The 26,857-nt window shown below is 71.4% G+C and carries 24 protein-coding genes; 18 read left to right on the plus strand and 6 right to left on the minus strand.

Features of this window, described 5'->3' with window-relative positions; all coding sequences use genetic code 11:
- Window positions 1–37: 37 nt before the first annotated feature.
- The 3 genes from sepH to EV382_RS27815 form a co-directional block, all read right to left on the minus strand.
- Complete coding sequence (gene sepH, locus EV382_RS27805; RefSeq protein ID WP_130406662.1) at window positions 38–1,120, minus strand: septation protein SepH; 1,083 nt, start codon at window positions 1,118–1,120, stop codon at window positions 38–40.
- 185 nt (window positions 1,121–1,305) lie between these two features.
- Entirely contained in the window at window positions 1,306–2,433 is a 1,128-nt protein-coding gene (gene serC / locus EV382_RS27810; RefSeq protein ID WP_130406664.1) for a phosphoserine transaminase, read from the minus strand.
- Between the two features lie 197 nt (window positions 2,434–2,630).
- The gene (locus EV382_RS27815; RefSeq protein ID WP_030329620.1) at window positions 2,631–3,737 is read right to left on the minus strand and encodes a citrate synthase 2; all 1,107 of its coding nucleotides are present in this window, start codon (window positions 3,735–3,737) and stop codon (window positions 2,631–2,633) included.
- Between the two features lie 278 nt (window positions 3,738–4,015).
- Between EV382_RS27815 and pdxH the strand changes: the two genes are divergently transcribed.
- From pdxH to EV382_RS27850, 7 genes are all read left to right on the plus strand, one after another.
- The gene (gene pdxH, locus EV382_RS27820; RefSeq protein ID WP_130409258.1) at window positions 4,016–4,645 is read left to right on the plus strand and encodes a pyridoxamine 5'-phosphate oxidase; all 630 of its coding nucleotides are present in this window, start codon (window positions 4,016–4,018) and stop codon (window positions 4,643–4,645) included.
- Window positions 4,642–5,940: an MFS transporter gene (locus EV382_RS27825; RefSeq protein ID WP_130406666.1), complete on the plus strand. Its 1,299-nt coding sequence runs from the start codon at window positions 4,642–4,644 to the stop codon at window positions 5,938–5,940. The genes pdxH and EV382_RS27825 overlap by 4 nt, the downstream gene beginning before the upstream one ends.
- An 18-nt stretch (window positions 5,941–5,958) precedes the next feature.
- Complete coding sequence (locus EV382_RS27830) at window positions 5,959–6,888, plus strand: aldose 1-epimerase family protein (RefSeq protein ID WP_130406668.1); 930 nt, start codon at window positions 5,959–5,961, stop codon at window positions 6,886–6,888.
- A complete protein-coding gene (locus EV382_RS27835) occupies window positions 6,888–7,490 on the plus strand; it encodes a nitroreductase family protein (protein ID WP_130406670.1) in 603 nt (200 codons plus the stop codon). The genes EV382_RS27830 and EV382_RS27835 overlap by 1 nt, the downstream gene beginning before the upstream one ends.
- A 187-nt stretch (window positions 7,491–7,677) precedes the next feature.
- On the plus strand, window positions 7,678–7,983 hold the full coding sequence (locus EV382_RS27840) for a type II toxin-antitoxin system VapB family antitoxin (protein WP_030329612.1): 306 nt from the start codon (window positions 7,678–7,680) through the stop codon (window positions 7,981–7,983).
- Window positions 7,984–8,027: 44 nt separating this feature from the next.
- Complete coding sequence (locus EV382_RS27845; protein ID WP_130406672.1) at window positions 8,028–9,191, plus strand: acyl-CoA dehydrogenase family protein; 1,164 nt, start codon at window positions 8,028–8,030, stop codon at window positions 9,189–9,191.
- Window positions 9,192–9,287: 96 nt separating this feature from the next.
- The gene (locus tag EV382_RS27850) at window positions 9,288–10,142 is read left to right on the plus strand and encodes a DUF4230 domain-containing protein (protein WP_425272006.1); all 855 of its coding nucleotides are present in this window, start codon (window positions 9,288–9,290) and stop codon (window positions 10,140–10,142) included.
- Window positions 10,143–10,478: 336 nt separating this feature from the next.
- Here the strand turns inward: EV382_RS27850 and EV382_RS27855 are convergent, their stop codons facing one another.
- Window positions 10,479–10,688, minus strand: coding sequence for a PspC domain-containing protein (locus EV382_RS27855; RefSeq protein WP_124774243.1), 210 nt, complete (start codon window positions 10,686–10,688; stop codon window positions 10,479–10,481).
- A gap of 391 nt (window positions 10,689–11,079) precedes the next feature.
- Here EV382_RS27855 and EV382_RS27860 point away from each other — a divergent pair, with 391 nt between their 5' ends.
- From EV382_RS27860 to EV382_RS27905, 10 genes are all read left to right on the plus strand, one after another.
- Window positions 11,080–12,450: an L-serine ammonia-lyase gene (locus EV382_RS27860; protein WP_130406676.1), complete on the plus strand. Its 1,371-nt coding sequence runs from the start codon at window positions 11,080–11,082 to the stop codon at window positions 12,448–12,450.
- A gap of 71 nt (window positions 12,451–12,521) precedes the next feature.
- Window positions 12,522–13,349, plus strand: a complete 828-nt coding sequence (locus tag EV382_RS27865) for an ABC transporter permease (RefSeq protein ID WP_130406678.1) — start codon at window positions 12,522–12,524, stop codon at window positions 13,347–13,349.
- Between the two features lies 1 nt (window position 13,350).
- A complete protein-coding gene (locus tag EV382_RS27870) occupies window positions 13,351–14,097 on the plus strand; it encodes an ABC transporter ATP-binding protein (RefSeq protein ID WP_130406680.1) in 747 nt (248 codons plus the stop codon).
- Entirely contained in the window at window positions 14,094–16,154 is a 2,061-nt protein-coding gene (locus EV382_RS27875) for a DUF5941 domain-containing protein (RefSeq protein ID WP_130406682.1), read from the plus strand. Before EV382_RS27870 ends, EV382_RS27875 begins: the two co-directional genes overlap by 4 nt.
- Window positions 16,155–16,169: 15 nt before the next feature.
- Window positions 16,170–18,380, plus strand: coding sequence for a bifunctional glycosyltransferase/CDP-glycerol:glycerophosphate glycerophosphotransferase (locus EV382_RS27880; protein ID WP_130406684.1), 2,211 nt, complete (start codon window positions 16,170–16,172; stop codon window positions 18,378–18,380).
- A 124-nt stretch (window positions 18,381–18,504) separates the two neighbouring features.
- The gene (locus EV382_RS27885; protein ID WP_130406686.1) at window positions 18,505–19,803 is read left to right on the plus strand and encodes an ABC transporter ATP-binding protein; all 1,299 of its coding nucleotides are present in this window, start codon (window positions 18,505–18,507) and stop codon (window positions 19,801–19,803) included.
- 94 nt (window positions 19,804–19,897) lie between these two features.
- Entirely contained in the window at window positions 19,898–20,872 is a 975-nt protein-coding gene (locus EV382_RS27890) for a hypothetical protein (protein WP_130406688.1), read from the plus strand.
- A gap of 62 nt (window positions 20,873–20,934) precedes the next feature.
- Window positions 20,935–21,399 carry a DUF4442 domain-containing protein gene (locus tag EV382_RS27895; RefSeq protein ID WP_130406690.1) on the plus strand — a complete coding sequence of 155 codons (465 nt, stop codon included), beginning with the start codon at window positions 20,935–20,937 and terminating at the stop codon, window positions 21,397–21,399.
- A gap of 59 nt (window positions 21,400–21,458) precedes the next feature.
- The gene (locus tag EV382_RS27900) at window positions 21,459–22,262 is read left to right on the plus strand and encodes an HAD family hydrolase (RefSeq protein ID WP_130406692.1); all 804 of its coding nucleotides are present in this window, start codon (window positions 21,459–21,461) and stop codon (window positions 22,260–22,262) included.
- Window positions 22,259–24,631 (plus strand): glycoside hydrolase family 65 protein, encoded by a 2,373-nt coding sequence (locus EV382_RS27905; protein ID WP_130406694.1) that lies wholly within the window; start codon window positions 22,259–22,261, stop codon window positions 24,629–24,631. Before EV382_RS27900 ends, EV382_RS27905 begins: the two co-directional genes overlap by 4 nt.
- Before the next feature lie 51 nt (window positions 24,632–24,682).
- Here the strand turns inward: EV382_RS27905 and EV382_RS27910 are convergent, their stop codons facing one another.
- Complete coding sequence (locus EV382_RS27910) at window positions 24,683–24,877, minus strand: hypothetical protein (RefSeq protein ID WP_130406696.1); 195 nt, start codon at window positions 24,875–24,877, stop codon at window positions 24,683–24,685.
- Between the two features lie 192 nt (window positions 24,878–25,069).
- On the opposite strand from EV382_RS27910, the gene EV382_RS27915 reads away from it, so the two are divergent.
- Window positions 25,070–25,723, plus strand: coding sequence for a dienelactone hydrolase family protein (locus tag EV382_RS27915; protein WP_130406698.1), 654 nt, complete (start codon window positions 25,070–25,072; stop codon window positions 25,721–25,723).
- Here EV382_RS27915 and EV382_RS27920 read toward each other — a convergent pair whose 3' ends face one another.
- Window positions 25,724–26,824, minus strand: coding sequence for an AI-2E family transporter (locus EV382_RS27920; RefSeq protein ID WP_130406700.1), 1,101 nt, complete (start codon window positions 26,822–26,824; stop codon window positions 25,724–25,726).
- Window positions 26,825–26,857: the final 33 nt, after the last annotated feature.

Here is a 26,857-nt window from a genome sequence, read left to right on the forward strand (position 1 = left end):
TGACGGGTGACCTTGTGCCACCCGTCAACGCGCAGCGTCAGGAGGATTCGCGGGCGGCCGGGCCGCTGCCGAAGAGCACGTCGTCCCAGCTCGGCAGCCGCTTGCGCGGCTTACCGTTGGCATCGGTGGACTCGCCGCCGCCGGCGGCCGCCGCAGCGCCCGTCCGGCGGGGCCGCAGCACCGCCAGCGACGGCACGGCCGGCACCTCCTTGGGCGCGTCCGTGTCGTCGTCGAAGGCCGACCCGGGGCCACCACCGAGCAGCGCGGCGGCACCCCCACCGACCGGCCGCTGGCGGGGGGCGTCCGACCCGGCCAGAGCAGCCGGGGTACGCGGTTCCAGCCCGCGACCCGACGAGGCGCCGAGCGGGCGGTCCAGGGAGGCGAGCAACGCGTCGCGACCGGCGCGGATCGGATCCCGGCCCGGGCGCGGGTGCTCGGACGCCGCCGGCAACCCGTGCCCACCACGACTCGGCTCGCCGCGCGACGGACCAGGCAGGGCGTGCCCGCCCCGCTCCGGTGCCGGCTCCTGGCCGAGGATCGGCGTGGGCCGCTCGGCGCACAGGTACTGCGCCATGTCGTCGTGCGGGGCGACCGACTGCCGGGTCTTGTCGAGATCCCAGATGGCCTGCGCGGTGGCCTTGCCCGACGGCCAGGTGGCGATGATCCGCCAGGTGCCGTCGTCACGCCGGTACGCGTCCCAGGAGATCTTCTCGGTGTCGATGCCGTGCTGGCTCAGCCGACCGTTGACCACCTCGGCGAGCGGGGTGGGCTTCTCCGCGCCCTTGAGGCGGGTGCGGCGGGCGTGCTGGGCGAGCATCGCCCGCTCCTGCAACACGGGGCCGGCGTAGCGCAGCACCCGGTCGACCGGCACCCCGGCGATCCGGGCGACGTCCTCCGCGGACTCACCGGAGCGGATGCGGGCCTGAATGTCCCGAGGAGACAGTGACGGAACCGGGTCGGCCGCGGTCGGCGCCACCGTCAGCGGCGGCGCACCCGGCTCGGCGTGCAACGCGCTGGAGATCCGTTCGTCGATCGGCAGGGCGAGCAGCCGCCCGACCTCGTCGGCGAGAACCAGGGCATGGCCGTCCTCGGAGAGGGCGACGAAGCGTACTGGGCGCATAGCGTTGCCTCCGTCCCGCTTCGCTGGCCGCACGCCACGAGTCGGCCACCCAGGCGTCTCGGACCACCGTACGCGCATCTGCCTCGGGGTGGGGGAAGCGACACCCCGCATGTCGTGACTGAGCTGCGGCGATGATCACGGTCGGTGTCCGTGGAGGCCCCGGCGGACACCGACCGTGACGAACGTCAGAGTCGCTCGACCACGTAGTCGATGGACGCGGTCAGTGCCTCGACATCGGCCGGCTCGACGGCCGGGAACAGCGCCACCCGCAGCTGGTTGCGGCCGAGCTTGCGGTAGGGCTCGGTGTCGACGATGCCGTTGGCGCGCAGCGCCTTGGCGATCGCCGTGGCGTCCACCCCGTCGGCGAAGTCGATGGTGGCGACCACGTTGGAGCGCAGTGCCGGGTCGGTGACGAACGGGGTGGCCACGGTGGACCGCTCGGCCCAGCCGTAGACCGCGGCGGCGCTCTCGGCGGTGCGCTTCGCCGCCCAGGCCAGGCCGCCCTGGGCGTTCATCCAGTCGGTCTGCTCGGCGGCCAGGAAGATGGTGGCCAGTGCCGGGGTGTTGTAGGTCTGCTCCAGCCGCGAGTTGTCGATCGCGGTGACCAGGTCGAGGAAGGCGGGGATGTAGCGCCCGGACGCCTTGATCTCGGCGGCCCGGTCCAGGGCGGCCGGGGACATCAGGGCCAGCCAGAGACCACCGTCGGAGCCGAAGCACTTCTGCGGGGCGAAGTAGTAGACGTCGGTCTCGCCGACGTTGACCTCCAGGCCACCCGCGCCGGAGGTCGCGTCGACCAGCAGCAGCGCGCCCTCGTCGGCCCCGGCCACCCGGCTGATCGGGACGGCCACACCGGTCGAGGTCTCGTTCTGCGGCGTCGCGTACGCGTCCACGCCGGACTCGGCGACGAGGGTCGGGGCGCTGCCCGCGTCGGCCTTGCGGACGGTCGGCTCACCCAGGAACGGGGCGTCCTTGACCGACTTGGCGAACTTGGCGCCGAACTCGCCGAAGCTGGCGAACTGGGCCCGGTCGCGGATCAGGCCGAAGGTGGCGACCTCCCAGAACGCGGTGGTGCCACCGTTGCCGATCACGACCTCGTACCCCTCGGGCAGCGAGAAGAACTCGGCGATGCCGGAGCGCAGCCGGGCCACCTGGTCACGGACCGTCTTCTGCCGGTGCGAGGTGCCGAGGTAGCTGGTGGCGACTTCGGTGAGAGCGGACACCGCCGCCGGGCGGACCTTGGACGGGCCGCAGCCGAAACGTCCGTCGGCGGGCTTGATCTCATCGGGAATCCGGATGATCGGTGCGTCAGCCACGGTCTTGAAGATCCTTCCGCAAGGGCGAGGGCGGGCCCGGCGACACTGCCGACCCACATCCTCGCACCCGGGCCGCGCGGCGATGGTCGGGGTCCCGGCGGTCGGTCTGAGTCCTTCGCCACAGTCGGGCCTCGGCCGCCGGCGACAAGGGCCCCTCCTCGACGCTCGGCGTCGACGAGGGGCCCCTGCCCTGGCGCTCAGACGCCGTGCGGGATGGCCGCCCAGCCCTCGACGTCGGACGGCTTGCGGGTCTCCGGGCCGACGTAGCGGGCGGACGGGCGAACCAGCCGCTGCAGGCGCTTCTGCTCCAGGATGTGCGCGCTCCAGCCGCCCATCCGGGCGCAGGTGAACATCGAGGTGAACATGTGCGCCGGCACCTCGGCGAAGTCCAGCACCACGGCCGACCAGAACTCGACGTTGGTGGCCAGCACCCGGTCCGGGCGGCGGGCCTGGAGCTCGGCGAGAGCGGCCTTCTCCAGCGCCTCGGCGATCTCGAAGCGGGGCGCGCCCAACTCCTTGGCGGTACGCCGGAGCACTCGGGCGCGCGGGTCCTCGGCACGGTAGACGCGGTGGCCGAAGCCCATCAGCCGCTCGCCGCGGTCGAGGACACCCTTGACGTAGCCCTCCGCGTCACCGCTGCGCTCCACCGCCTCCAGCATGCTGAGCACCCGGGACGGGGCGCCGCCGTGCAGCGGGCCGGAGAGGGCGCCGATGCCGGAGGAGATGCAGGCGGCCGCGTCCGCGCCGGTGGAGGCGACGATGCGAGCGGTGAAGGTGGACGCGTTCAGACCGTGCTCGGCGGCCGAGATGAAGTACGCGTCGACGGCCTTGACGTGCCGTGGGTCGGGCTCACCGCGCCAGCGCTTCATGAACCGCTCGACGATGGTCTGCGCCTTGTCGATCTCCTTCTGCGGCACCGCCGGCAGGCCGAGGCCACGAGCGGACTGGGCCACGAAGGAGAGCGCGGTCACCGACACCCGGGCGAGATCCTCCCGGGCCTGCTCGTCGGAGATGTCCAGCAGTTGGTTGAGACCCCAGTACGGGGCCAGCATGGCGACCGCCGACTGCACGTCGACGCGGATGTCACCGGAGTGCACCGGCACCGGGAACGGCTCCGCCGGCGGCAGGCCCGGCCCGAACCGGCCGTCGACCAGCAGGGCCCACACGTTGCCGAACGAGACCTGGCCGATCAGATCCTCGATGTCGACTCCGCGATAGCGCAGCGCGCCGCCCTCACGGTCAGGTTCGGCGATCTCGGTCTCGAAGGCGACGACGCCCTCCAGCCCGGGTTTGAAATCGGCCATGTCGCTCTCCTGGATCTGGTCGGTGCGCCCGATCGCTCATCCGGCCCGATCGGCCGAGCGCCTTAGGCGACCCTCAGGGATGTGTTCGGAACATCTTGCCTGCTGAGTAAGGGATACGCGACCCGCTGCGACTGTGCTGCACGCGACATCCCCGGATGCGCATTCTCCGGCCGACTCGGTGAGACTGGGCAGGGTGGGCTGGCCAGCGCGGGAGGGCGTTGGCGGGGCCACCGAGAAGGAGTGGGGACGTGACGGGTGACACACCCGGCCCGGCCGCGATGCGTAACGAGTACGCCGCGGACCTGGGCCTGACCGAGGCTGACCTGGCCGGCGACTGGCACAGCCAGTTCGACAGGTGGTTCGCCGACGCGGTGGCCTTCGGGCTGCCCGAACCGAACGCCATGGTGGTGGGCACCGCCGACCCGGCCGGCCGGCCGAGCGGGCGGACCGTGCTGCTGAAGGGGTACGACCCGGAGGGCTTCGTCTTCTTCACCAACCACCTGTCGCGCAAGGGCGTCGAGGCGTCCGCCAACCCGTACGCCAGCCTGGTCTTTCCGTGGTTTCCCATGCATCGTCAGGTGGTGGTCGCCGGGCGGGTCACGCACGTCGACCGCGCGACGAGCGAGGCGTACTTCGCCAGCCGGCCCCGCGCTTCCCAACTGGGTGCCTGGGCCAGCCCGCAGTCACAGGTCGTGCCGGGCCGGGAGGTGCTGGAGGAGCGGTACCGGGAGGCGACCGAGCGGTTCGCCGACCAGCCCGAGATCCCGACCCCGTCGCACTGGGGCGGGCTGCGGGTCCAACCCGAGTCGGTGGAGTTCTGGCAGGGAAGGGCCGGTCGGTTGCACGACCGTCTCCGCTTCCGCCGCCTCGACGAGGGTGGCTGGACCGTCGAGCGGTTGGCGCCGTGACGGGTGTGCAGGAGACCCGGCCGCGCAAGGCGCGCCGCTGGGCGATCGACGTGCGACCGCTGCGGGTGCCGGCGTACCGGCGGCTCTGGCTCGGCAACACGGTGGCGATGTTCGGCTTCCAGTTCACCGCCGTCGCGGTGCCGGTGGAGATGTACGCCCTGACCCGGGACTCGTTCTGGGTGGGTCTGCTGGGGGTTGCTGCCTTCGTACCGTTGCTGGTCTTCGGGCTCTGGGGCGGCGCGGTCGCCGACGCCCGTGACCGGCGTGCGGTGCTGCTCGCCGGTTCATTGTTGCTCTGGGCATCCACTCTCGGTCTGCTGGTCCAGGCCCTGCTGGACGTGGGTAGCCCGGTGCTGTTGCTGGTGTTGATGGCGGTGCAGTCGGTGGCCTTCGCGGTCAGCTCGCCGGCCCGCAGCGCCATGCTGCCCCGGCTGGTGCCGGAAGACCTGGTGGTGTCCGCCTCCACCCTGAACTACACGACCTTTACCGCCGCCTCGGTGGCCGGGCCGCTCGCCGCCGGCCTGATCCTCGCCGCCTCGCCGGACACCACGGTGGTCCTGCCGATCGCGTACGGGGTGGACGCGGTGCTGTTCACCGCGATGCTCTGGGCCGCGCTGCGGTTGCCCGCGCTCCCGCCCGAGCCCACCACCGACGGCCAGGCCCGGCGGGCCGGCCTGGCCAGCGTCATCGACGGAATGCGTTACCTGGCCACCACACCGGTCCTGCTGCTGTCCTTCGGGGTGGACCTGATCGCGATGATCCTCGCCATGCCACGGGCCCTCTTCCCGGAGATCGCCCACGAGCGGTTCGGCGGCGGGGGCGCGGTCGGCCTGCTCTACAGCGCCATCGCGATCGGCTCGATGATCGGTGGTCTGACCTCCGGCTGGATCGGCCGGATCCGCCGGCAGGGGCTCGGCCTGGTGCTGGCGGTGGTCGGTTGGGGACTGGCGATCGCCGCGGCGGGGTTGGCCCACCAGCTCTGGCTGATGGTGGCGCTGCTCGCCGTGGCCGGTGCCGCCGACCTGATCAGCGCGGTGCTGCGTCAGTCGATGCTGCTGGTCTACGCGCCGGACCGGATGCGCGGCCGGCTCCAGGGCGTCAACACGGTCGTGGTGGCGGGTGGTCCACGCCTGGGCGACCTGCGGGCCGGCACCATGGCCGCCGGGTTCGGCGGCGGGGTGGCCTGGGTGGCCGGTGGGCTCGCCTCCGCGGTGCTCGTGGTGGTGCTCGCGGTCGCGTTCCCGGCGCTGCTGCGCTACCGGGCGGCGACGGCGTCGAGCGACGACCGGACGTGACCGGTTAGGGTCGCCGGCATGGACAGCCCCGATCCGCGCCCGTTCTCCGGCGCCCAGTGGACCATCTCCGCCGCCGGCCATGAGGCCGTCATCGTGGAGGTGGGCGGTGGGCTCCGGACGTACCGGCACGACGGTGTCGACCTGGTCGACGGGTACGAGACCGACGAGGTCTGCCCCGGCTGCACCGGGCAGGTGCTGGCGCCCTGGCCGAACCGGATCCGCGATGGCCGCTACCCGTTCGGCGGGCGGACGCACCAGCTCGCGCTGACCGAGCCGGAGCGGCACGTGGCCATTCACGGGCTGGTCAACTGGGTGCCGTGGCAGTTGCTGGAGCAGTCGGCGGACGCGGTGACGGTCGGCTACGACCTGCCGCCGCAGCTCGGCTACCCGTGGCCGCTGCGGCTGCGCAGCCGGTGGAGCGTCGACGCGGACGGCCTGCGCGCCGAGCACGAGGTGACGAACATCGGCGGGGAGCTGGCACCGTTCGGCTTCTCCGTGCACCCGTACCTGCAACTGCCGGGTGTCGCGGTGGACGACCTGGTGCTGCGGCTGCCCACCCGCAGCCGGGTGCTGGTGGACGGTCGGCTGCTGCCGGTGGGGGTGACGCCGGTGGCCGGCACCGAGTACGACTGGACCAGCGCTCGCCGGATCGGCGCGGCCACGCTGGACGCCTGCTTCGGCGACGTGATCCGGGACGCGGACGGTGGGTCGTCGGTGAGCCTCTCCGCGCCGGACGGTGCGACCGGGGTGAGCATCTGGGCGGACGCCGAGTTCGGTTGGTGGCAGGTGTTCACCGGTGACTCCCTCGCCGGCGAGCGGCACCGCCGTTCGGTGGCGATCGAGCCGATGACCTGCCCGCCGGACGCGTTCCGGTCGGGTAAGGATCTGCTCACCCTCAAGCCCGGCGCGACGTGGCGAGGTGCCTGGGGCATCCGCCCCGGAGCCTGATGGAGTTCGCCGAGGTCGTCCGCCGTCGGCGGATGGTGCGCAACTACGACCCGGACCGCCCGGTCCCGCCCGACGTGGTGGACCGGCTCCTCGACCACGCGGTCCGCGCCCCGTCCGCCGGCTTCGCGCAGGGCTGGGGTTTCCTGGTGCTGGAGGAGCCGGCCGATCGGGAACGGTTCTGGGCCGCCACCACGCCCGACGGCGGTGGGCGGGAGCGCTGGCTCGCGGGCATGCGCCGCGCGCCGCTGATCGTGGTGCCGCACGCCAACGAGTCGGCCTACCTGCGGCGGTACGCGGAGCCGGACAAGGGCTGGACGGACCAGTCCACGGACCGGTGGCCGGTGCCGTACTGGCACGTGGATGCCGGCTTCGCGGCGTTGCTGATGCTGCTCACCGCCGTGGACGAGGGATTGGGGGCGTGCTTCTTCGGCATACCGCCGCAACGGATCGCCACCTACCGGGACGCGTTCGGCGTGCCGGCGGAGTATCAACCCATCGGTGCCGTCACAATCGGTTACCGGGCAGCTGACCATCGGTCACCGTCGTTGCGCCGGGGGCGTCGTCCGATCGACGAGGTCGTACGGCGCGGCCGGTGGAACTGAGGCGGACGTCCCGTTCGTCCGATTGAGGATCGGACGACCGGTAGCGAAACTGACATCAGGGAGCAGAACGCAGCGTGCGCTGGGCGGCTAGGCTGGCACGGTCATCGGTGCCGCGCCGCGCGGTGCCCGCCGCGGCCCGGCTCGGCGCCGTCGGTCGGCCCGGCCACGGGGAGGGGAGCGTGCCGTCGTGATCTTCAGAGCGGTCCGGGACGGGCGTCCCTATCCGGAGCACAATCTGACGCTCAAGCAGTGGGCGGAGATCCCGCCTCGGCCACTGCGCCTGGATCAGATGATCACCACCAAGCGCGAGCTGGCGCTGGACAAGCTCCTCGCCGAGGATTCCACCTTCTACGGTGACCTCTTCCCGCACGTCGTGCAGTGGAACGGCGGGCTGTACCTGGAGGACGGGCTGCACCGGGCGCTGCGCGCCGCCCTCCAGCAGCGCAACCAGATCCACGCGCGGGTGCTGGTGCTCTCCGAGCCCATCGAGTGACGTGCCCTTCTGCGCTGCCCTGAGCCTTCGTTAGGGTGGCGTCCATGACCGCTCCGCTGGACCTGCTCGACCTGGACCCGTCGCTCACCGACGAAGAGCGGCAGATCCGCGACGTCGTCCGCCAGCTCGTCGACGACCGGGTGCGCCCCCATGCCGCCGACTGGTACGAGGACGGCCGGGTCCCCGCCCGGGAGCTGGCCCGCGAGTTCGGCAAGCTCGGCCTGCTCGGCATGCACCTCACCGGCTACGGCTGCGCCGGCGCCTCCGCCGTCGCGTACGGGCTGGCCTGCCAGGAGTTGGAAGCCGGCGACTCCGGCGTCCGCTCCCTGGTGTCCGTGCAGGGGTCACTCGCCATGTACGCCATCTGGCGTTACGGCAGCGAGGAGCAGAAGCAACGCTGGCTGCCGTCGATGGCCATCGGTGAGGCGATCGGATGCTTCGGCCTCACCGAGCCCGACCACGGCTCCGATCCCGCCTCGATGGCCACCCGGGCCCGCCGCGACGGCGACGACTGGGTGCTCACCGGTGGGAAAATGTGGATCACCAACGCCCCGATCGCGGACGTCGCGGTGATCTGGGCGCGCACCGACGAGGGCGTACGGGGTTTCGCCGTACCCATGGACACGCCCGGCGTCATGGCCCGGGAGATCCGCCGCAAGATGTCGCTGCGCGCCTCGGTGACCGGCGAGATCGTGCTCGACGACGTCCGGCTCCCGGCCGACGCCCAACTGCCCGAGGCGGTCGGGCTCAAGGCGCCGCTGAGCTGCCTCACCGAGGCCCGCTACGGCATCGTCTGGGGCGCGGTCGGCGCGGCCCGCGACTGCCTGGAAACCACCCTGGCGTACGCGACCACCCGCACCCAGTTCGGTCGCCCACTGGCCGGCTTCCAACTCACCCAGGCGAAGCTCGCCGACATGACCGTCGAGTTGGTGAAGGGGCAACTGCTCGCGCTGCACCTCGGTCGGCTCGCCGACGCCCGGCGGCTGCGCCCCGAGCAGGTCAGCGTGGGCAAACTGAACAACGTGCGGGAAGCCCTGGCCATCGCCCGGCAGTGCCGCACCATCCTCGGTGCCAACGGCGTCTCCGGCGAGTACCCGGTGATGCGGCACGCCAACAACCTGGAGAGCGTGCTGACCTACGAGGGCACCTCGGAGATCCACCAGCTGGTCATCGGGCAGCGGCTCACCGGGGTCTCCGCATTCGCCTGACCTGCCCTTTCGGGCATTGAAGGCGCTCGCCGCGCGGCTGTCGTATCGGGGCCGTACCGTCATTGACAGACGACGTGTCTGACGAGGACGGTGAGCGTGATGGCCCGCGACGCTGGCAGCAACGAGCCCACGAGGGAGTTCCCCGGTTACCCGACCGGTGACGACCTCAAGACGCGGTCGACCGCGACATCTGAGTGGGCCACCGAGGAACCAGGCGGCTCCGGTGGGCCCGCTGAGCCTGGCCGTTCCGGTGGGCCTGCTGGACCTGGCGGTTCTGGCGGTTCTGGCGGCCCTGGCGGTTCCGGTGGCGGTGCGGCGGCCCGGGGCCTGCTCCTGCTGCTCGGCGCCGCCGCGCTGGCCGTGGTCGTGCTGCTCGGCATTCAGGCGACCGGCATCCTGCCGGAATTCCGCAACCCGTTCGCCAAGGAGCAGACCGACCGCAGTCAGCCACCGCTGCTGAAGTCGATTCAGGACCTCAGCCGCTACGTGGCCGCCGAAGGCAACTTCCAGGTCGTGGTCGACACCCAGAACGACCGGCGCAATGTTCCGGACTTCCTGCTCAACGAGCGCACCCTGTTCGTCGGGGCCGGCAGCGTCGAGGCGTACGTCGACTTCACCAAGATCGGTGAGGGCGCCGTCGTCCAGTCCGCCGACGGCAAGTCCGTCGAGATCAAGTTGCCCGCGCCGCAGCTCGGCGAGACCAACCTCGACATGGAGAAGAGCTACGTCTTCGCCCAGCAGCGCGGTCTGCTCAACCGGCTCGGTGACCTGGTCGGCAACGACCCCAACCGGCAGCAGCAGATCTACCAGCTCGCCGAGGACCGGATCACCGCCGCCGCCCGCGACAGCGGGCTCTCGGCCCGGGCCGAGGAGAACACCCGCAAGATGCTGGAAGGGCTGCTCCGCTCCCTTGGCTACCAGCAGATCACGGTCACCTACATCGCCCCCTGACCCGCCCCACCCCCCCCGGTACGTCGAAGCGCCCGCCCCGACTCCCGTCGGAGCGGGCGCTCTCGCGTGGGTGCCCTCGCCTCTCGGGCCTGCGGCGCTGCCGTGCCGGTGCGGGCTTGCGGCGCTGCCGTGCGGGTGGGCCTGCGGTGCTGGCGTGCGGGGTGGGCCGGCGGCCCAAGCCGCCACCCCGGCAGCGGCGGATGGCCGATTCGCCACCTTTGCGGTGCCACTGCGGCCGAGACATAAGCAATCTTGGACAGTTTCCGTTACGTGGGCGGGCCGTGCTAACGGAAACTGTCCAAGATCTCTGCTTACGTGGGCTGTGCGGGGCGGGTACTAGTGTCCGGTGGGGGCGAGGTAGCGGTCCTCGTTGGGCATCAGCACCCACAGGATCAGGTAGACGATCACCTGGGTGCCGGGCAGCAGCAGGGACAGCAGGAACAGCAGCCGGACCATGCCGGCCGACATGCCGAACCGCCGACCGAGGCCGGCGCAGACACCGGCGATCATGCGCCCCTCGCGGGGTCGGACCAGTTTGCGACTCATCGTCGTACTCCCACTCTGCGGCGGTGCGCCGCGTCTGCAATCCACGGTAGAAACGGATGACCGCCTCGCCCTCGGTCCCGAGGAGGAGCGGCAACCCGTGGACCCGTAGGTGCTTTACCCGGGCAACCCCTCGCTGACGCCTCCCGAACTCGCCGCCCGTCCGCGCCCCGCGCCCGCGCCCCGCGGAGGCGGGTGGCGGGGAGGCGGTGGTCGGGTGGTCACGTCCCGGGCCAGGGGGGCGGTGAGCTGGGCAGGTAGGCTGGTGGATCGGCCTTCCACACCCCGGAGGGCCGGCACCCATACCCCGGACGGTCACCAGCGGGGCCGCCAGATCGGCGGTCACGACCCGGCCGGGTCCCGTACGCCGGGACGACGGCGAGGAAGCGCAGCCATGATCAGTGTTTTCGACCTCTTCAGCGTCGGTATCGGGCCGTCCAGCTCGCACACGGTGGGGCCGATGCGGGCCGCGCGTACGTTCGTTGGCGGGCTGAAGGCCGATGGTCTTCTCACGGACACGGCGCGGGTGCAGGCGGAGCTGTTCGGTTCGCTGGGTGCCACCGGGCACGGCCACGGGAGTGACCGGGCGGTGTTGCTCGGGTTGGCCGGTGAGTCGCCGGAGACGGTCGACACGGACACGGTTGGTCCTCGGGTCGAGCGGATCCGGGCCGAGCGGCGGATCAACATCCTCGACGCGCACGAGATCGACTTTGACCCGGATCGGGACCTGACGTTGCACCGCCGCCGGTCGCTGCCGTACCACCCGAATGGGATGACCTTCGTGGCGTACGACCGGGCCGGGGTTGAGTTGCGCAGTCGCACCTACTACTCGGTCGGTGGCGGGTTCGTGGTGGACGAGGCGGCGGCGGGCGCGGACCGGATCAAGCCGGACAGCACGGTCGTGCGGTACCCGTTCCTGACCGGGGCGGAGCTTCTCGACGTCACCGCCCGTACCGGGCTGTCGATCAGCGAGGTGATGTTGGCCAACGAGCGTTCCTGGCGCAGTGAGGCGGACGTCCGGGCCGGCCTGCTGGAGATCTGGCGGGTGATGCAGGAGTGCGTGCGGAACGGCTGCGAGCGGGACGGCGTACTCCCTGGGGGGTTGAAGGTTCGGCGGCGCGCGGCGGAGCTGCGGCGCGGCCTGGAGGCGGAGGCCGGCACCAGGGACCCGCTGCACGCGATGGACTGGGTGACGTTGTTCGCGCTGGCGGTCAACGAGGAGAACGCGGCGGGTGGCCGGGTGGTCACCGCGCCGACCAACGGCGCGGCGGGGATCATCCCGGCGGTGCTGCACTATTACACCCGGTTTGTGCCGGACGCCGACGACGACGGCGTGGTGCGGTTCCTGCTGACGGCGGGCGCGATCGGTGTGCTGTTCAAGGAGAACGCCTCCATCTCGGGTGCCGAGGTCGGCTGCCAGGGTGAGGTCGGTTCGGCGTGTTCGATGGCGGCGGCGGGGTTGGCCGAGGCGCTCGGTGGCACCCCGGAGCAGGTGGAGAACGCGGCCGAGATCGGGATGGAGCACAACCTCGGGTTGACCTGTGACCCGGTGGGTGGCCTGGTGCAGATCCCCTGCATCGAGCGGAACGCGGTGGCTAGCATCAAGGCGATCACGGCTGCCCGGCTGGCGCTGCGCGGCGACGGCGTGCACAAGGTGTCGCTGGACAAGGTCATCAAGACCATGCGGGAGACGGGCGCCGACATGAAGGTCAAGTACAAGGAGACGGCGCGTGGCGGTCTGGCCGTCAACGTGATCGAGTGCTGAGTCCGGTCGATTCGGGGCAATCGTTCACCGACTGCTAACCTGTCGTCCGTTTCAGGAGGCGGGAGGCTGCGGTGACCGCTGGCGTCGCGGCGTTGTGGTTGCACCGCAACTCGCTGCGCATCCTGGTGAGACGGGACCTGGCGGTCAAGTACCAGCAGTCGGTGCTGGGCTACTTCTGGTCGTTGATCGAGCCGCTCGGCATGGGCGCCATCTACTGGTTCGTCTTCGGGGTGCTCTACTCCCGGGACACCGGCCGGCACCTCGGTGAGGCCGCCGGGTCGTACCCGTTGTTCCTGATCACCGGCATTTTCGCCTGGATGTGGACCAGTTCGGCGTTGAGCGAGGCGACGAACGCGCTGACCGGCCAGTCCCGGCTGATCACCACGATGAACGTGCCGCGTCAGGTCTTTCCGATCGGCCGGGTCACCGGCCGGTTCGCCGAGTACGCGGCCGGCCTGCCGATCCTGATCGCCATCGCGGTGATCTACGCGGTGCACGGTCGGATCCATCCCGGTTGGTCGCTGCTCTCCCTGCCGTTGGCGGTGGTCGTCCAGGCCGTCCTGTTGATCGGGCTCGCCCTGCTGTTGTCCGCGTGGAACGTGCTGATGCGCGACGTGGAACGGTTGATGCGGCTGATCATCCGGGTGCTCTTCTACGCCACCCCGATCATCTATCCGCTCAGCCTGGTCCGGGAGTCCGGGCTGCCCGGCTGGTTGAAGGTGGTGTACGAGCTGAACCCGCTGGTCGGGATCTTCCAGCTGCACCACGCGATCTGGTACCCGGACGAGTTCCCGGACGCCCGGTTGCTCGCCACCACGGTCGTCGGCAGCCTGCTGGTGCTGGTCGCCGGTTGGTGGTCGTTCCGCCGGTTGGAGCCCGCCGTGCTCAAGGAGCTCTGAGGTGGCGGCGCCGATCATCGAGGCGGACGGCCTGGGCATCCGGTTCGTCCGCAACCGTCGCCGGCAGCTGCGGCTGCGCGAGTTGTTCATCCACCGGGGTGCCCGTGGTGCGCTGCCCGGCCAGTTCTGGCCGCTACGGGACGTGTCGTTCACCGTGGAGCCCGGTGAGACCGTCGGGGTGATCGGGCGCAACGGCACCGGCAAGAGCACCCTGCTGCGGCTGATCGCCGGGGTGCTCATTCCGGACGAGGGCAGCATCCGGGTGCACGGGGCGGTGGCGCCGTTGCTGGAGTTGTCCGCCGGTTTCTCCAACGACCTGACCGGGCGGGAGAACCTGCACCTGGTCGGTGGGTTGCACGGACTGTCGACGAACTATCTGAAGCGGCACTTCGACGAGATCGTCGAGTTCGCCGGTGAGCAGGTGGAACGGGCCATCGACACGTCGGTGCGGCACTACTCGTCGGGGATGAAGGTGCGGCTGGGCTTCGCGATCATCTCGCACCTGCCGCACCCGATCCTGCTGATGGACGAGGTGACCGCGGTCGGGGACGCGGAGTTCCGCAAGAAGTGTTACGCGACGATTGATCGTCTGCTCGGGGAGGGGCGCACGCTGGTGCTGGTCTCACACAACGAAAAGGACCTGACCCGGTTCTGCCGTCGGGGGTTGTACCTCGACGCGGGCCGGTTGACGCTCGACGGCACCATCGCCGAGGCGCTCGACGCGTACCACGCAGCGGTTCCGCGGTGACGCTCGCGATCGTGCTCGCCGCCGGAACTCCCGCGGCGGGCCTGACGACGGCGACCGGCGAATCGCTGGCCGACCGCCTCGCCGCCCAGCTGCGCCGGGCCGGGGCGGACGAGGTGCGCTTCGCGGCCAACCTCGACGAGCTGACCGAACTGGTCGCCACCGCGACCGCCCCGGTGCTGATCACCGGCACGGACCTGGTCGCGCACACCGCCGTACTGCGGCACCTGGCCACCAGCCCGGTGGGGCCCACGGTGGCGCTGGTGCTCGGCGACCCGCCGGTGCCCGGTCGGACCGCCGTGCGGGAGGAGCGCGGCCAGGTGGTCGACGCCGGCGCGTTGGGCGCCCTCGACGGGGACGCCACTGGCGTGTTCGGCGGCGCGTTGCGGGTCGGCGTGGACGACCTGCCGGCCCTCGTCGCCGCCGCCCGGGCCGCCGCGTCCGGGATGCTCCCCGTCGCCGCCCCGATCGGCCCGGCCGGCGACGTGTCGGCGCTGCCGGCGGCCGGCGGGGCCGGGTCCGGGGGGTCGGTCGCGGCCGGTGGCCCCGGGTCCGCCGTGGACCGGCTCTTCGCGGGTCTCGCGGCGCACGGCACCCTGATCTTCGCCCAGCGGGTACGCCTGCTCGTCGCCCACCGGGTCGAGGACGCGGCCGGGCTGACCGCTGCCGAGGCGGCGGTGACAGCTGTCGACGAGGACCGGGCCGAGCTGCGGCTGTCGGTGAAGGAGCGGGACGACTTCTTCTCCACCTACTTCGTCAGCACCTGGTCGCCGTACGTGGTCCGGCTCTCGGCCCGGCTCCGGCTCACCCCGACCGGGGTGACGGTGATCTCGGTGCTCTTCGCGCTGGGCGCGGCGGTGCTGTTCGGGGTCGGTGGGCGACCCGCGCTGGTCGGTGGCGCGGTGCTGCTCTACCTCGGCTTCGTGCTGGACTGCGTGGACGGCCAGTTGGCCCGCTACACCCGGCATTTCAGCGCCTGGGGTGGCTGGCTCGACACGATGGCGGACCGGGCCAAGGAGTACGTGGTCTACGCCGGGTTGGGCTTCGGGGTGAGCCACGCCGGGCTGGGCAACGGGTGGGCGCTCGCGATCGCCGCGATGACGTTGCAGACCGTCCGGCACATGACCGACACCTGGTACGGGGTGCTGCACGACGAGGCGGCCCGCCGTCCGCGTACGGCGACGAACGCCAGCGGCGGGATCGGGGACCGGCTCAACGCGGCGTCGACCCGGGTGCAGGCGGACACCGGGTCGGTGTCGTACTGGCTGAAGCGGACCGTGGTCTTCCCGATCGGTGAGCGGTGGGCGCTGATCGCGTTGACCGTGGCGCTGTTCAATCCGCTGGTCAGCCTGATCGCCGTGCTGGTCTGGGGGGTGCTGGCGTTCGCGTACACCGGGGCGCTGCGGACGCTGCGGGCCCGCTGGATGTGGGTGCCGGTGCTGGACACCGTCGATGCCACCCTGCACCGTGACGACGGGCCGTTGGCCCGCTGGTTGCCGGTGGTCCGCCCGATGGGGCCGCTGGCCCTGGCGGTGATCGCCGCGCTCGGCCCGGCGGTGCTGCTGGTCGGGGCGGTGCTGAGTGACGCGCCCGAGGGGCTGCGGTGGGCGGTGCCGGTGGCGTTGCTGGTGCTGCTGGTCGGCGCCCTGGGGGCCGGGGCGGCGCACAACGGTCCGCTGGACTGGCTGGTGCCCGCGGCGTTGCGGGCCGCCGAGTACCTGTTCGCCATCGCGGTCGGGGTGGTGGGCGGGGCGCCCGGCTGGTTGATCTTCGGGTACGTCTTCGTGCTGACCGTGCACCACTACGACCTGACCGCCCGGTTGGAGAAGCGGCAGGCGGCACCGCCTCTGCACGCGGCGACGCTGGGCTGGGAGGGGCGCTCGGTGCTGGTGGCCCTCGCGGCGATTGCCGGTATTGCGGGTATCGGTCTGGCTACACTCGGTACGTACCTTCTCGTGGTTTTCGTGGTGAGCGTCGTCCTGGCCTGGTTCGTGCGACCGGCCCGTAGCGCGCGGGCGTCGGTCGCGCCGGCGGGCGCTGGAGGTGCCGCGCCGCGCTGACGGAGGGACGGCCGGATGACCCTGATCAGCTTCGTGGTGCCGGCCTTCCGGGTGCAGGGGTACCTGCGGGAGTGCCTGGACTCCATCCTCGGTCAGCCGGAGACCGACATCGAGGTGATCGCCGTCGACGACTGCTCGCCGGACGCCAGCGGCGACATCATCGACGAGTACGCGGCCCGCGACCAGCGGGTCCACTCGGTTCGGCTGCCGGAGAACGTCGGCCTCGGTCCGGCCCGGAACATCGGGCTGGACCGGGCCGTCGGTGAGTACGTGTGGTTCCTCGACGGCGACGACTGGCTGGCCCCGGAGTGCCTGACTGAGGTGGCCGAGCGGTTGCGGGGCACCCGCCCGGACGTGCTGCTGGTCGACCACGTCCGCACCCACTGGAACAACACCGCCACCCGCAGCGCGATGGCCGAGGTGTTTCCGGAGTCACCGGGCGCGGACACGTTCCGGTTGCGCGACCGGCCGCAGGCGATGCACCTGCTGCACACCGCGTGGAACCGGCTGGTCCGTCGGGAGTTCCTCGTCGAGTTGGGGCTGCGCTTCGCGCCCGGCTGGTACGAGGACGTCTCGTTCAGCTATCCGGTGCTGATGGCCGCGCGGCGGATCGGCGTACTGGATCGGGTCTGCGTCAACTACCGCCAACGCCGCGCCGGCGCGATCACCCGGACCCGGGGCGACCGGCACTTCGAGGTCTTTCCGCAGTGGCACCGGGTCTTCCACCTGATGGATTCGTGGGGGCCGGCGACCGAGGCGCTGCGGCCGGCGGTCTTCGAACGGATGATCTGGCACTACCTGACCGTGCTCGGCAACGGTCAGCGAATCGCGCCGGAGCTGCGGGAGGCGTTCTTCGCGCAGATCGCCGCCGACTACGAGCGCTGGCTGCCGCCAGGCGGCTATCCGGTGCCGGACGGGGTCGAGGGGATCAAGCACAAGCTGGTGGCTGCCGGCCGGTGGCGCACCTTCAGCGCGTTGCGGGCGGCCAGCCGGGCCCGCGACGCCGCCCGCCGGCGGGCCCGCACCGCTCGGCGCAAGGTCGGCCCGGTCACCCGGCGTGGCGCCCGGTTTACCCGCGACAGGCTGCTGCGTGAGTACTACCGGGCCGAGTTGCGGCGGCCGGTCGACCCGACGCTCGCGGTGTACGCCGCGTACTGGTACCGGGGCTACTCCTGCAACCCAGCGGCGATCTACGAGGTCGCCCGCCGGTTGGCGCCGGGGGTACGCGGGGTGTGGATCGTGCGCCGGGACCGGGTGGACGCCGTGCCGGCCGGGGTGGAGTACGTGGTCGCTGGCACCCCGGCGTACTACCGGGTGCTCGCCCGCGCCCGGTGGCTGGTCAACAACGTCAACTTTCCGGACTTCGTCCGCAAGCGACCGGAACAGGTGCACGTGCAGACCCACCACGGCACGCCGGTGAAGGTGATGGGGCTGGACCAGCAGCGGTACCCGATCGGCGCGGGCCGGATGGACTTCGCCGGGCTGCTGCGCCGGGTGGACCGTTGGGACTACAGCGTCAGCGCCAACAGCTTCTCCACCCAGATGTGGGACCGGGCGTACCCGGCCACGTACACCACCCTGGAGGTGGGGTACCCGCGCAACGATCGCCTGGTCACCGCCGGCCCGGACGAGGTGCGCCGACTCCGCGCGGAGTTCGGCCTCGACCCCGACGAGCAGGTCGTGCTGTACGCCCCGACCCACCGCGAGCACCTGCCCGGCTACCGGCCGCCGTTCGACCCGGACCAGTTCGTGCAGGCGCTGGGGGGTTCGGGTCGGTTGCTGATGCGCAGCCACTACTTCCATGACCGGGATCGGCGTCCCGGCCAGCCGAGGGACTGGGAGCGGGTGCGCGACGTCAGCGGCCATCAGCGGGTGGAGGATCTCTACCTGGTGGCGGACGTGCTGGTCACCGACTACTCGTCGGCCATGTTCGACTATGCGGTGCTGGACCGGCCGATCGTGCTGTACACCCCGGACTGGGAGGCGTACCGGCTGGCCCGGGGGGTCTACTTCGATGTCACCGCCGAGCCGCCGGGTGCGGTAGCATCCACGTTCGCCGATCTGCTCGATCTGTTCCGTACCGACGCGGTGCGCTCGGACGCGGCGGTGAAGGCCCGCGAGCACTTCCGGGCCCGGTTCTGCACGATGGACGACGGGCGGGCGGCGGAGCGGGTGGTGCGCCAGGTGTTCCTCGGGGAGCCGGGCGAGCGGTCCGCGCACTGCTGATCGGCGTTTCTGTCGTGTAATAGCAGTGTCATCGGTCGAACATAAGACGTTTACCCGATGTCCTAAATCCATGATCCTGGTCACAGTCTTGGGGGGTTTGGCCGACGCGCTGGGGGGGAAGACGGTGAGCACCGTCACGCTCAAGGATGTGACCAAGGTTTTCCGGGATGGCACGCTGGCCGTCGACACCATCAATCTTGATGTGAACGACGGCGAGTTCATGGTGCTGCTTGGGCCGTCCGGGTGCGGCAAGTCCACAGTGCTGCGAATGATCGCCGGGCTGGAGGAGCCGACCAGCGGTGCGGTCATGCTCGACGGGGAGTTGGCGAACGACCTCCCCCCACGCGACCGCAAGATCGCCATGGTCTTCCAGGACTTCGCCCTCTACCCGCACATGACCGTTGGCGACAACATCGCGTTTCCGCTGCGGCTGGCCGGGATCGAGCCCGAGCCGAGGGGTGAGCGGGTCAGCGACGTGGCCAGCGCTCTGGGCATCGGTGACGTGCTGGCCCGCAAGCCGGGTCAGCTCTCCGGTGGGCAGCGGCAGCGGGTGGCGATGGGCCGGGCGATCGTCCGCCGGCCCGGCCTGTTCCTCATGGACGAGCCGCTGTCCAACCTGGACAGCGGGCTCCGCGCCGAGCTGCGCGCGGAGATCTCGGGCCTGACCCGCGAGCTGGGCGTCACCACCGTCTACGTCACGCACGACCAGGCCGAGGCGCTCACCATGGCCGACCGGGTGGCCATCATGCGCCGGGGCGTTCTTCAGGACGTGGGCACACCGACCCAGGTGTACGGCCGACCGGCGACGCTCTACGTGGCGGCGTTCCTGGGCAGCCCACGGATGAACCTCCTGGAGGCGTCGGTCTACGTCCACCTCGACCGGTACGTCACGCTCAACCTCGGTGAGCAGTCGCTCTACCTGCCCTGGAACGACATCCGCAGTCGGGCGGTGGCGCACTACCACGGTGAGCGGATCGTGGTCGGCATGCGGGCCGAGGCGCTCACCCCGGTCGCACCGGACAGCCCCGGCGACGTGCTGCGGGGGCGGATCCGCTACCTGGAGCATCACGGGCACGAGTCGTTGGCGTTCCTCGACATCGGCGCGACGGCGATCGTGGTCGACGAGATGGGCGCGCCACTGGAAACGCCACCGGTCGGCCAGCGCGGCCTGCGCCGGTTCGGCTCGGTCATGCAACGGCTCACCGGCAAGCCGGTGGATTCGCCGGAGGCCCCGACCAGCGGCGTGCAGACCAGCGTGCTCCCCGACCCGGGCCGGCACCACCGGCGTCCGGCGGAGCTGGCGGTGCGGCTGGCGCCGTACCCGGCGGTCAGCGCCGGTCACCCGCTCGCCGTCTCGGTACGGATGGACGCGCTGCACTTCTTCGACGAGCGCGGCGACCGGATCGACGTGGGTTGGCGCTGACGTTGCGCCCGAGCGGGGTGGCGGCTTCACCATCCGGTGTCCTACCGTCTGCCCACGCCGTCCACCGGAACTGACCACCGAGAGGGGTGCACCCGTGTCGGGTGACCGTCCCAGCCCGCTCGTCATCGAGCGCATCCTGCGAGACCGCGGCAGCATCTGGCAGCAGATCGTGGCCGAGCGCGACCTCAATGCCCTGACCGGGCGGATGCTGACCAGCTCCGCGATCGCGTTGGCCTGTTACGGGGCGGTGCTGGGCTTCTTCCACAGCCCGCTGATGGCGCTGACCTCGGCGCTGAAGCTGCCACTGCTGTTCCTGGTCACGTTGGCCATCTGCCTGCCCACGCTCTACCTGTTCAACCTGGTCTTCGGTGCCCGGCTCTCGGTGCGGCAGTCGCTGGCAATGGTGATGGTGGCGATCACGGTCACCTCGATGCTCGCGGTGGCGTTCGCGCCGATCAGCCTCTTCTTCCTGATCACCGCCAACGACTACGGGTTCTTCAAGCTGCTCAACGTGGCGATCCTGACCCTCTCGGCGCTGGTCGGGCTGCGCTTCCTGACCAGCGGGATGCAGGTTCTCAACGACCACGGCCTGCTCGCCCCGGAGACCGCCAACGCCACGGTCAACGAGGCGGCCGCCGCTCCGGCGCCGGTTCAGGCCACGCCGGCCGTGGTGCCCGTGGGGGCGACGCCGCCGGCCGGCCAGAGTGCCGTGCCGGCCGGGGCCGTGCCGGCCGGGGCCGCGGCGGCCGAGTCGACGTCGAACGGTGCCGTGACCACCGCGCCGGCTCCGGTGCCCGCGCAGCCGGCCGGTGCCTCGTTCCCGCCCGGCGTGTTGCACCCCGGGTACCAGCGTTCGTGGAGTGAGCGCCCGGCCCCCGGCGATTCGCGGCAGCGTCCGGCCAGCATGACTCTGCTCTACATCTGGATCCTGCTCTTCGGTTTTGTCGGCACCCAACTGGCCTGGACACTGCGGCCGTTCTTCGGCGACCCGGGTCAGGACTTCGCCTTCTTCCGCAGCATCGACGGCAACTTCTACGCGGAGATCCTGCGCACCATCGCCAACCTCTGAGCGTGTTCTCGGCGGCGAAATTGCTGGTTGCCGGCCTGGTTACCGATTAGTAACGTCAGACCATGACTATCGACTCCCGCCAGGTGGTGGCCCGCATGCTGGATGCGGTGCCGTTCGCTCGTACGCTCGGTCTCGAGTTCGTCGAGGTGGCCCCCGAGGCGGCCGGCGGCGTGCGGGCAGTCGTCCGGCTGCCCGACTCGCCGGCCACCCACAACCACATCGGCGGTCCGCACGCCGGCGCCATGTTCACCCTCGGCGAGACGGCCTCCGGCGCGGTCGTGCTGGCCGCCTTCGGGCAGCTGTTCGACCGGGCCGTGCCGTTGGCCGTTCGGGCGGAGATCGCCTACCGGAAAGTCGCCATGGGTCCGGTGCTGGCCACCGCGCGACTCGGCCGGCCCGCGGCCGAGGTGATCGAGGAGTTGGAGGCCGGGCGGCGGCCGGAATTCCCGGTCGCGGTGGAGATCGCCACCGAGGACGGCAAGCCGACCTCGGAGCTGACCGTGATCTGGACGCTGCGACCGAACTGAACCGCCTCAGGGCAGCCGAAACGTGTTTGCGGGCCCAGTCGGGTGGATAGATTCGTACCGTGCTGGGCCTACCTGCTCACGTGACCGCCTGTCTCTTCGATCTGGACGGTGTGCTGACGCAGACCGCCCGCGTACACAACGCCGCCTGGACGCAGACGTTCGACGAGTTTCTTCGCCAGCGCGCCACGGCCTCCGGCGAACCGTTCCAACCGTTCGATCCGGGGCCGGACTACAACCGCTATGTCGACGGCCGGCCCCGGGCCGACGGCGTCCGGTCGTTCCTCGCCTCCCGGGGGATCGTGCTGCCCGAAGGCAACCCCGACGACCCGCCGGACGCCGAAACCGTCAACGGTCTGGGCAACCGCAAGAACGTTCTGCTGCTGCACCAGCTGCGTACCGCCGGTGTCGAGGTCTATCCGGGTTCGGTGCGCTACCTGAAGGCGGCCACCGCCGCCGGGCTTCGTCGAGCCGTGGTCACCGCGAGCGCGAACGGGGGTGAGGTGGTCGCCGCCGCCGGCCTGGAGTCACTGCTGGAGGCCCGGGTCGACGGCGTGGTCGCCCGCGCTCAACGGCTGCGTGGCAAACCACACCCGGACACCTTCCTCGCCGGGGCCAAGCTGCTCGACGTCGACCCGACGCAGGCCGCCGTCTTCGAGGACGCGCTCTCCGGGGTGGCCGCCGGCCGTGCCGGCGGCTTCGGCTACGTGATCGGCGTCGACCGGGCCGGGCAGGCCGACGAGTTGCTCGCCCACGGCGCGGACGTCGTGGTGACGGACCTCGCCGACCTGCTCGACGTCACCGACCCGCCGGCACCGACCCGCACCGGGGCCGGCCCGCTCGCCGCGGAACGAGGCTCCGCATGATTCGCGAACGCGCCTATCCGGTCGAGCCGTGGCACATCCGGGAGATCCGGCTGGACATGGACGTACTGGCCCAGTCGGAGTCGGTCTTCGCGCTCTCCAACGGGCACGTCGGCCTGCGGGGCAACCTCGATGAGGGCGAGCCGCACGGCCTGCCCGGCACCTACCTCAACTCGTTCTACGAACTGCGGCCGTTGCCGTACGCGGAGGCGGGCTACGGCTTCCCCGAGTCCGGGCAGACCATCGTCAACGTCAGCAACGGCAAACTGATGCGGTTGCTGGTCGACGACGAACCGCTCGACGTGCGGTACGGCGAGCTGCTCGGCCACGAGCGGACCCTCGACCTGCGGGCCGGCACGCTGCACCGGGAGCTGCACTGGCGCTCGCCTGCCGGCCGGGAGGTGAAGGTCCGCAGCACCCGACTCGTCTCGTTCACCCAGCGATCCGTGGCCGCCATCAGCTACGAGGTGGAGGCCGTCGACCGCCCGCTGCGGCTGATCGTGCAGTCCGAGCTGGTGGCCAACGAGTCACTGCCCGCGCAGAGCAAGGACCCCCGGGTCGCGGCGGTGCTGGAGTCACCACTCCAGGCCGAGGAGGAGCTGACCACCCCCGACGGCGGGCAGCTGATCCACCGCACCAAGGTCTCCGGCCTGCGGGTCGCCGCCGCCATGGAGCACGAGGTGCACGGCCCGGACCACACCACCATCGAGTCCGAGGGCTACCAGGACTGGGTGCGTACGACGATCGCCTGCGTGCTCAAGCCCGGCGAGAAGCTGCGGGTGATCAAGTATCTGACGTACAGCTGGTCGAGTCGCCGGTCCCTGCCGGCGCTGCGCGACCAGGTCGGCGCGGCGCTGGCCGGCGCCCGGCTCGACGGGTGGGACGGGCTCCACCGGGAGCAGCGCAGCTACCTCGACGCGTTCTGGGACGCGTCGGACGTGCTGGTCGAGGGCGATCCGGAGGTGCAGCAGGCGGTCCGGTTCGGGCTCTTCCAGGTGTTGCAGGCCGGCGCGCGCGCCGAGCAGCGGCCGATCTCGGCGAAGGGGCTGACCGGCCCCGGTTACGACGGTCACGCCTTCTGGGACACCGAGATGTTCGTCCTGCCGGTGCTCACCTACACCCAGCCCAGCGCGGTACGCAGCGCGTTGCAGTGGCGGCACAGCACGCTGGATTCGGCGAAGGAACGGGCCGAGACCCTCAACCTCCGAGGCGCGGCCTTCCCCTGGCGGACCATCGAGGGCCCGGAATCATCCGGCTACTGGCCGGCCGGCACCGCCGCCTTCCACATCGCCGCAGACATCGCCGACGCCGTACGCCGCTACGTGATGGTCAGCGGGGACACCCAGTTCGAGCGGGAGTGCGGGCTGGAGTTGCTGGTGGAGACCGCCCGACTGTGGCGCTCGGTCGGTCACCACGACCGGCAGGGGCAGTTCCACATCGATGGTGTCACCGGGCCGGACGAGTACACCGCCGTCAAGAACGACAACATCTACACCAATCTGATGGCGCAGCGGAACCTGCTCGCCGCTGCCGACGTGGTCACGCGCTACCCGGACGAGGCGTTCCACCTCGGGGTCACCGACGAGGAGGCCGCGAGCTGGCGGGACGCCGCCACCTCCATGCACGTCCCGTACGACGAGGAGCTCGACGTCCATCAGCAGACGGAGGGCTTCACCCGACTCCAGGAGTGGGACTTCACGCACACACCGGCGGAGAAGTACCCGTTGCTGCTGCACTACCCGTACTTCGAGCTGTACCGCAAGCAGGTGGTGAAGCAGGCCGACCTGGTCCTCGCCATGCACTGGCGGGGGGACGCCTTCACCCCCGCGGAGAAGTTGCGCAACTTCCTCTACTACGAGCGCCGCACCGTACGCGACTCGTCGTTGTCGGCCTGCACCCAGGCCGTGCTCGCCGCCGAGGTGGGCCACCCCGAACTCGCGCACACCTACCTGCGTGAGGCCGCGCTCATGGACCTGCACGACCTCAACGAGAACACCCGCGACGGCGTACACATGGCGTCGTTGGCCGGTGCGTGGCTCGCCCTGGTCAGCGGGTTCGGCGGTCTGCGGGACCACGACGGCGAGCTGTCCTTCGCCCCCCGGCTCTCCAGCCGACTCAGCCGGTTGGAGTTCTCGCTCCAGTGGCGGGGGCTGGCGCTACGGGTGGACGTCCGGCCGCACCAGACGACGTACTCGCTGCGCCACGGGGGCCCGGACGACGTGGTGGCGTTGCGCCACCACGGCCAACTGCTGCGGGTGACCTGCGACGAGCCGGTGACCGTGCCGGTGCCGCAGGCCGAGCCGTCCGGCCCTGCGCCCGAGCAGCCACCGGGTCGGTCTCCGCTGCTGCGGCTGCCCGAGCGCGAACCGTGACGGGTGGGGCGGGAGTGTCCCGCCCCACCCGCCCCTGCCGGTCGCGGTGGCTCAGATCGGCTCGCCGGTTGACGGTCGCCCGATCGCGTCCCGGGGCGCTGCCGCCTTCGGATCGTCGGGCAATCGGGCCGAAGCGGCCTGGTCACCGAAATCCTGGTCCCCGAAGTCCTGGTTGCGCTCGGCGTTCTGTTCCCGCTGGGCCCGCTCGGTCAGCTGCTGCTGCCGGGAGATCTGCTGCTTGGCCATGACGATCCTCGCGATCCGTCGGGGCGCGGTTGCGCCGACACGGTCTGCGGTCGCTCGTCGCGTACCCGACGCCCCAGCGGGCAAACGCGGCCCGGCGGCGCGCCCACGACCCGGGGGTGACGCGGCCATCGGCGTGCGTGCCGCGCGCCGGGCGGGGTACCCGGACCACCGGCGACCACACGGAGGTGGGGCATGGACGAGCAGCGCAGAACCGTGACAGTGCCGATCGGGGACGCTCAACTCCCGGCCGACCTGACGCTGCCCGCCCAGCCGGTCGGTGTGGTGCTGTTCGCGCACGGCAGCGGCAGTTCCCGGCACAGCCCGCGCAACGTGGCGGTGGCCCGGACGCTGAACGACCGTGGGCTCGGCACGGTGCTGGCGGATCTGCTCACCCCGATCGAGGACGAGGTGGACGCCCGAACGGCCGAGCTGCGCTTCGACATCGGGCTGCTGGCCAGCCGGCTGACCGGGTTCGTCGACTGGCTCGCCGTGCAGCGGCCCGCCGGTGACGTGCCGGTCGGCCTGTTCGGGGCCAGCACGGGCGCGGCCGCCGCCCTGATCACAGCGGCATCCCGGGCCGATCGGGTGGCCGCCGTGGTCAGCCGGGGTGGTCGGCCGGACCTGGCCGAAGCCGCGCTGGCCCAGGTGCGTACGCCGACGTTGCTGTTGGTCGGTGGGCTGGACGAGGAGGTGATCGCCCTCAACGAGCAGGCGTTGGCCGAGTTGGGGGATGTGGGCGAGCTGCGGGTTATCCCCGGCGCCACCCATCTCTTCGAGGAGCCCGGCACCCTGGAGCAGGTCGCCGACCAGGCCGGCACCTGGTTCACCACACACCTCAGCCGATGATCAGTCGGTGGGCAGCAGGGCCGAGGCCGCTCGCCGTTGTTGAACGGTGTCGATGACCCGCCAGAGGACGGCGGTGATCGGGACGCTGACGAAGGCCCCGGCGATCCCCGCGATCAGTGTGCCCGCGGTGACCGCCACCAGGATCACCGCCGGATGCAGTCGGACCTGACGCTTCATGACCAGCGGCTCCAACAGGTTGCCCTCGATCTGCTGCACGGCGATCACCGCTGCGAGGGTGAGCAGCGCGGTGGTGGGACCGTTCGCGGCCAGCGCCACCAGCACCGCCACCGCACCGGCGACCGTCGCCCCGATGATCGGCACGAACCCGCCGAGGAACGTGATCAACGCCAGCGGCAGGGCGAGTGGCACCCGCAGCACCACGAGGGCCAGCCCGATGCCCAGCGCATCGATCGCGGCGATGAACATCGTGCCCCGGCTGTACGCGCCCAACGTCTGCCACCCGGCCCGGCCGGCCTCGGCCAGCACGGGCTGGTTCGGGCCGGACACCCGCGACAGCACCCAGTGCCACATCGACCGGCCATCCTTGAGCAGGAAGAAGAGCAGCACCAGGGCCAGCAGCGCGGAGCCGAACACCTCGGTGGCGGTCCGGGCGCCGGCCACCGGGTCCGGAGAGCTGCCACCGAGCCCCTGCCGGGCCTGGTCGATCAGTTGGTCCAGCTGTGCCTCGGTGACCGGCAACGTGGACGTCACGAAATCCCGACTGCGCTCGACCCCCTGCGTCAGCTCCTGGCTGAGCTGATCGAACTGACTGGCGGTCAGGTTCCAGACCAGGGCGCCGACGCCGACCAGGATGCCGAGCAGCAGCAGCACGGTGCAGAGCGCGGCCAGCGCCGCCGGTAGGCGCAGCCGGCGCAGCAGAAGCAGGACCGGGTCGAGCAGCGCGGTGAGGAAGATGGTGGCCGCCAGCGCGATGGCCAGTGGTGCCAGCAGGACGGCTATCCGGCCGAGCAGGTAGAGCCCCGCCGCGATCACCACCAGGCAGGCGCTCCACAACACCGCGGTCCGGACCAGCCAGGGCAGCGCCGCCCAGGTCTGGCGCGGCCCGGGGCCGCCGGTCGGTCCCGGATCTTCTGCGGCCATGTCGGTCCTCCTCGATCTCGACGAGGTCGGTAC

This window comes from Micromonospora violae (genome assembly GCF_004217135.1).
GTDB classification, from domain to species: Bacteria; Actinomycetota; Actinomycetes; order Mycobacteriales; family Micromonosporaceae; genus Micromonospora; species Micromonospora violae.

Bases quoted from the DNA above. Each gene is read 5' to 3' on its own strand.
- EV382_RS27910 (WP_130406696.1), bottom strand. From the start codon at position 24,877: ATGGCCAAGCAGCAGATCTCCCGGCAGCAGCAGCTGACCGAGCGGGCC.
- EV382_RS27920 (WP_130406700.1), bottom strand. From the start codon at position 26,824: ATGGCCGCAGAAGATCCGGGACCGACCGGCGGCCCCGGGCCGCGCCAG.
- EV382_RS27835 (WP_130406670.1), top strand. From the start codon at position 6,888: ATGGAGTTCGCCGAGGTCGTCCGCCGTCGGCGGATGGTGCGCAACTAC.
- EV382_RS27905 (WP_130406694.1), top strand. From the start codon at position 22,259: ATGATTCGCGAACGCGCCTATCCGGTCGAGCCGTGGCACATCCGGGAG.
- pdxH (WP_130409258.1), top strand. From the start codon at position 4,016: ATGCGTAACGAGTACGCCGCGGACCTGGGCCTGACCGAGGCTGACCTG.
- EV382_RS27880 (WP_130406684.1), top strand. From the start codon at position 16,170: ATGACCCTGATCAGCTTCGTGGTGCCGGCCTTCCGGGTGCAGGGGTAC.
- EV382_RS27815 (WP_030329620.1), bottom strand. From the start codon at position 3,737: ATGGCCGATTTCAAACCCGGGCTGGAGGGCGTCGTCGCCTTCGAGACC.
- EV382_RS27915 (WP_130406698.1), top strand. From the start codon at position 25,070: ATGGACGAGCAGCGCAGAACCGTGACAGTGCCGATCGGGGACGCTCAA.
- EV382_RS27860 (WP_130406676.1), top strand. From the start codon at position 11,080: ATGATCAGTGTTTTCGACCTCTTCAGCGTCGGTATCGGGCCGTCCAGC.
- sepH (WP_130406662.1), bottom strand. From the start codon at position 1,120: ATGCGCCCAGTACGCTTCGTCGCCCTCTCCGAGGACGGCCATGCCCTG.
- EV382_RS27830 (WP_130406668.1), top strand. From the start codon at position 5,959: ATGGACAGCCCCGATCCGCGCCCGTTCTCCGGCGCCCAGTGGACCATC.
- EV382_RS27845 (WP_130406672.1), top strand. From the start codon at position 8,028: ATGACCGCTCCGCTGGACCTGCTCGACCTGGACCCGTCGCTCACCGAC.
- EV382_RS27855 (WP_124774243.1), bottom strand. From the start codon at position 10,688: ATGAGTCGCAAACTGGTCCGACCCCGCGAGGGGCGCATGATCGCCGGT.
- EV382_RS27895 (WP_130406690.1), top strand. From the start codon at position 20,935: ATGACTATCGACTCCCGCCAGGTGGTGGCCCGCATGCTGGATGCGGTG.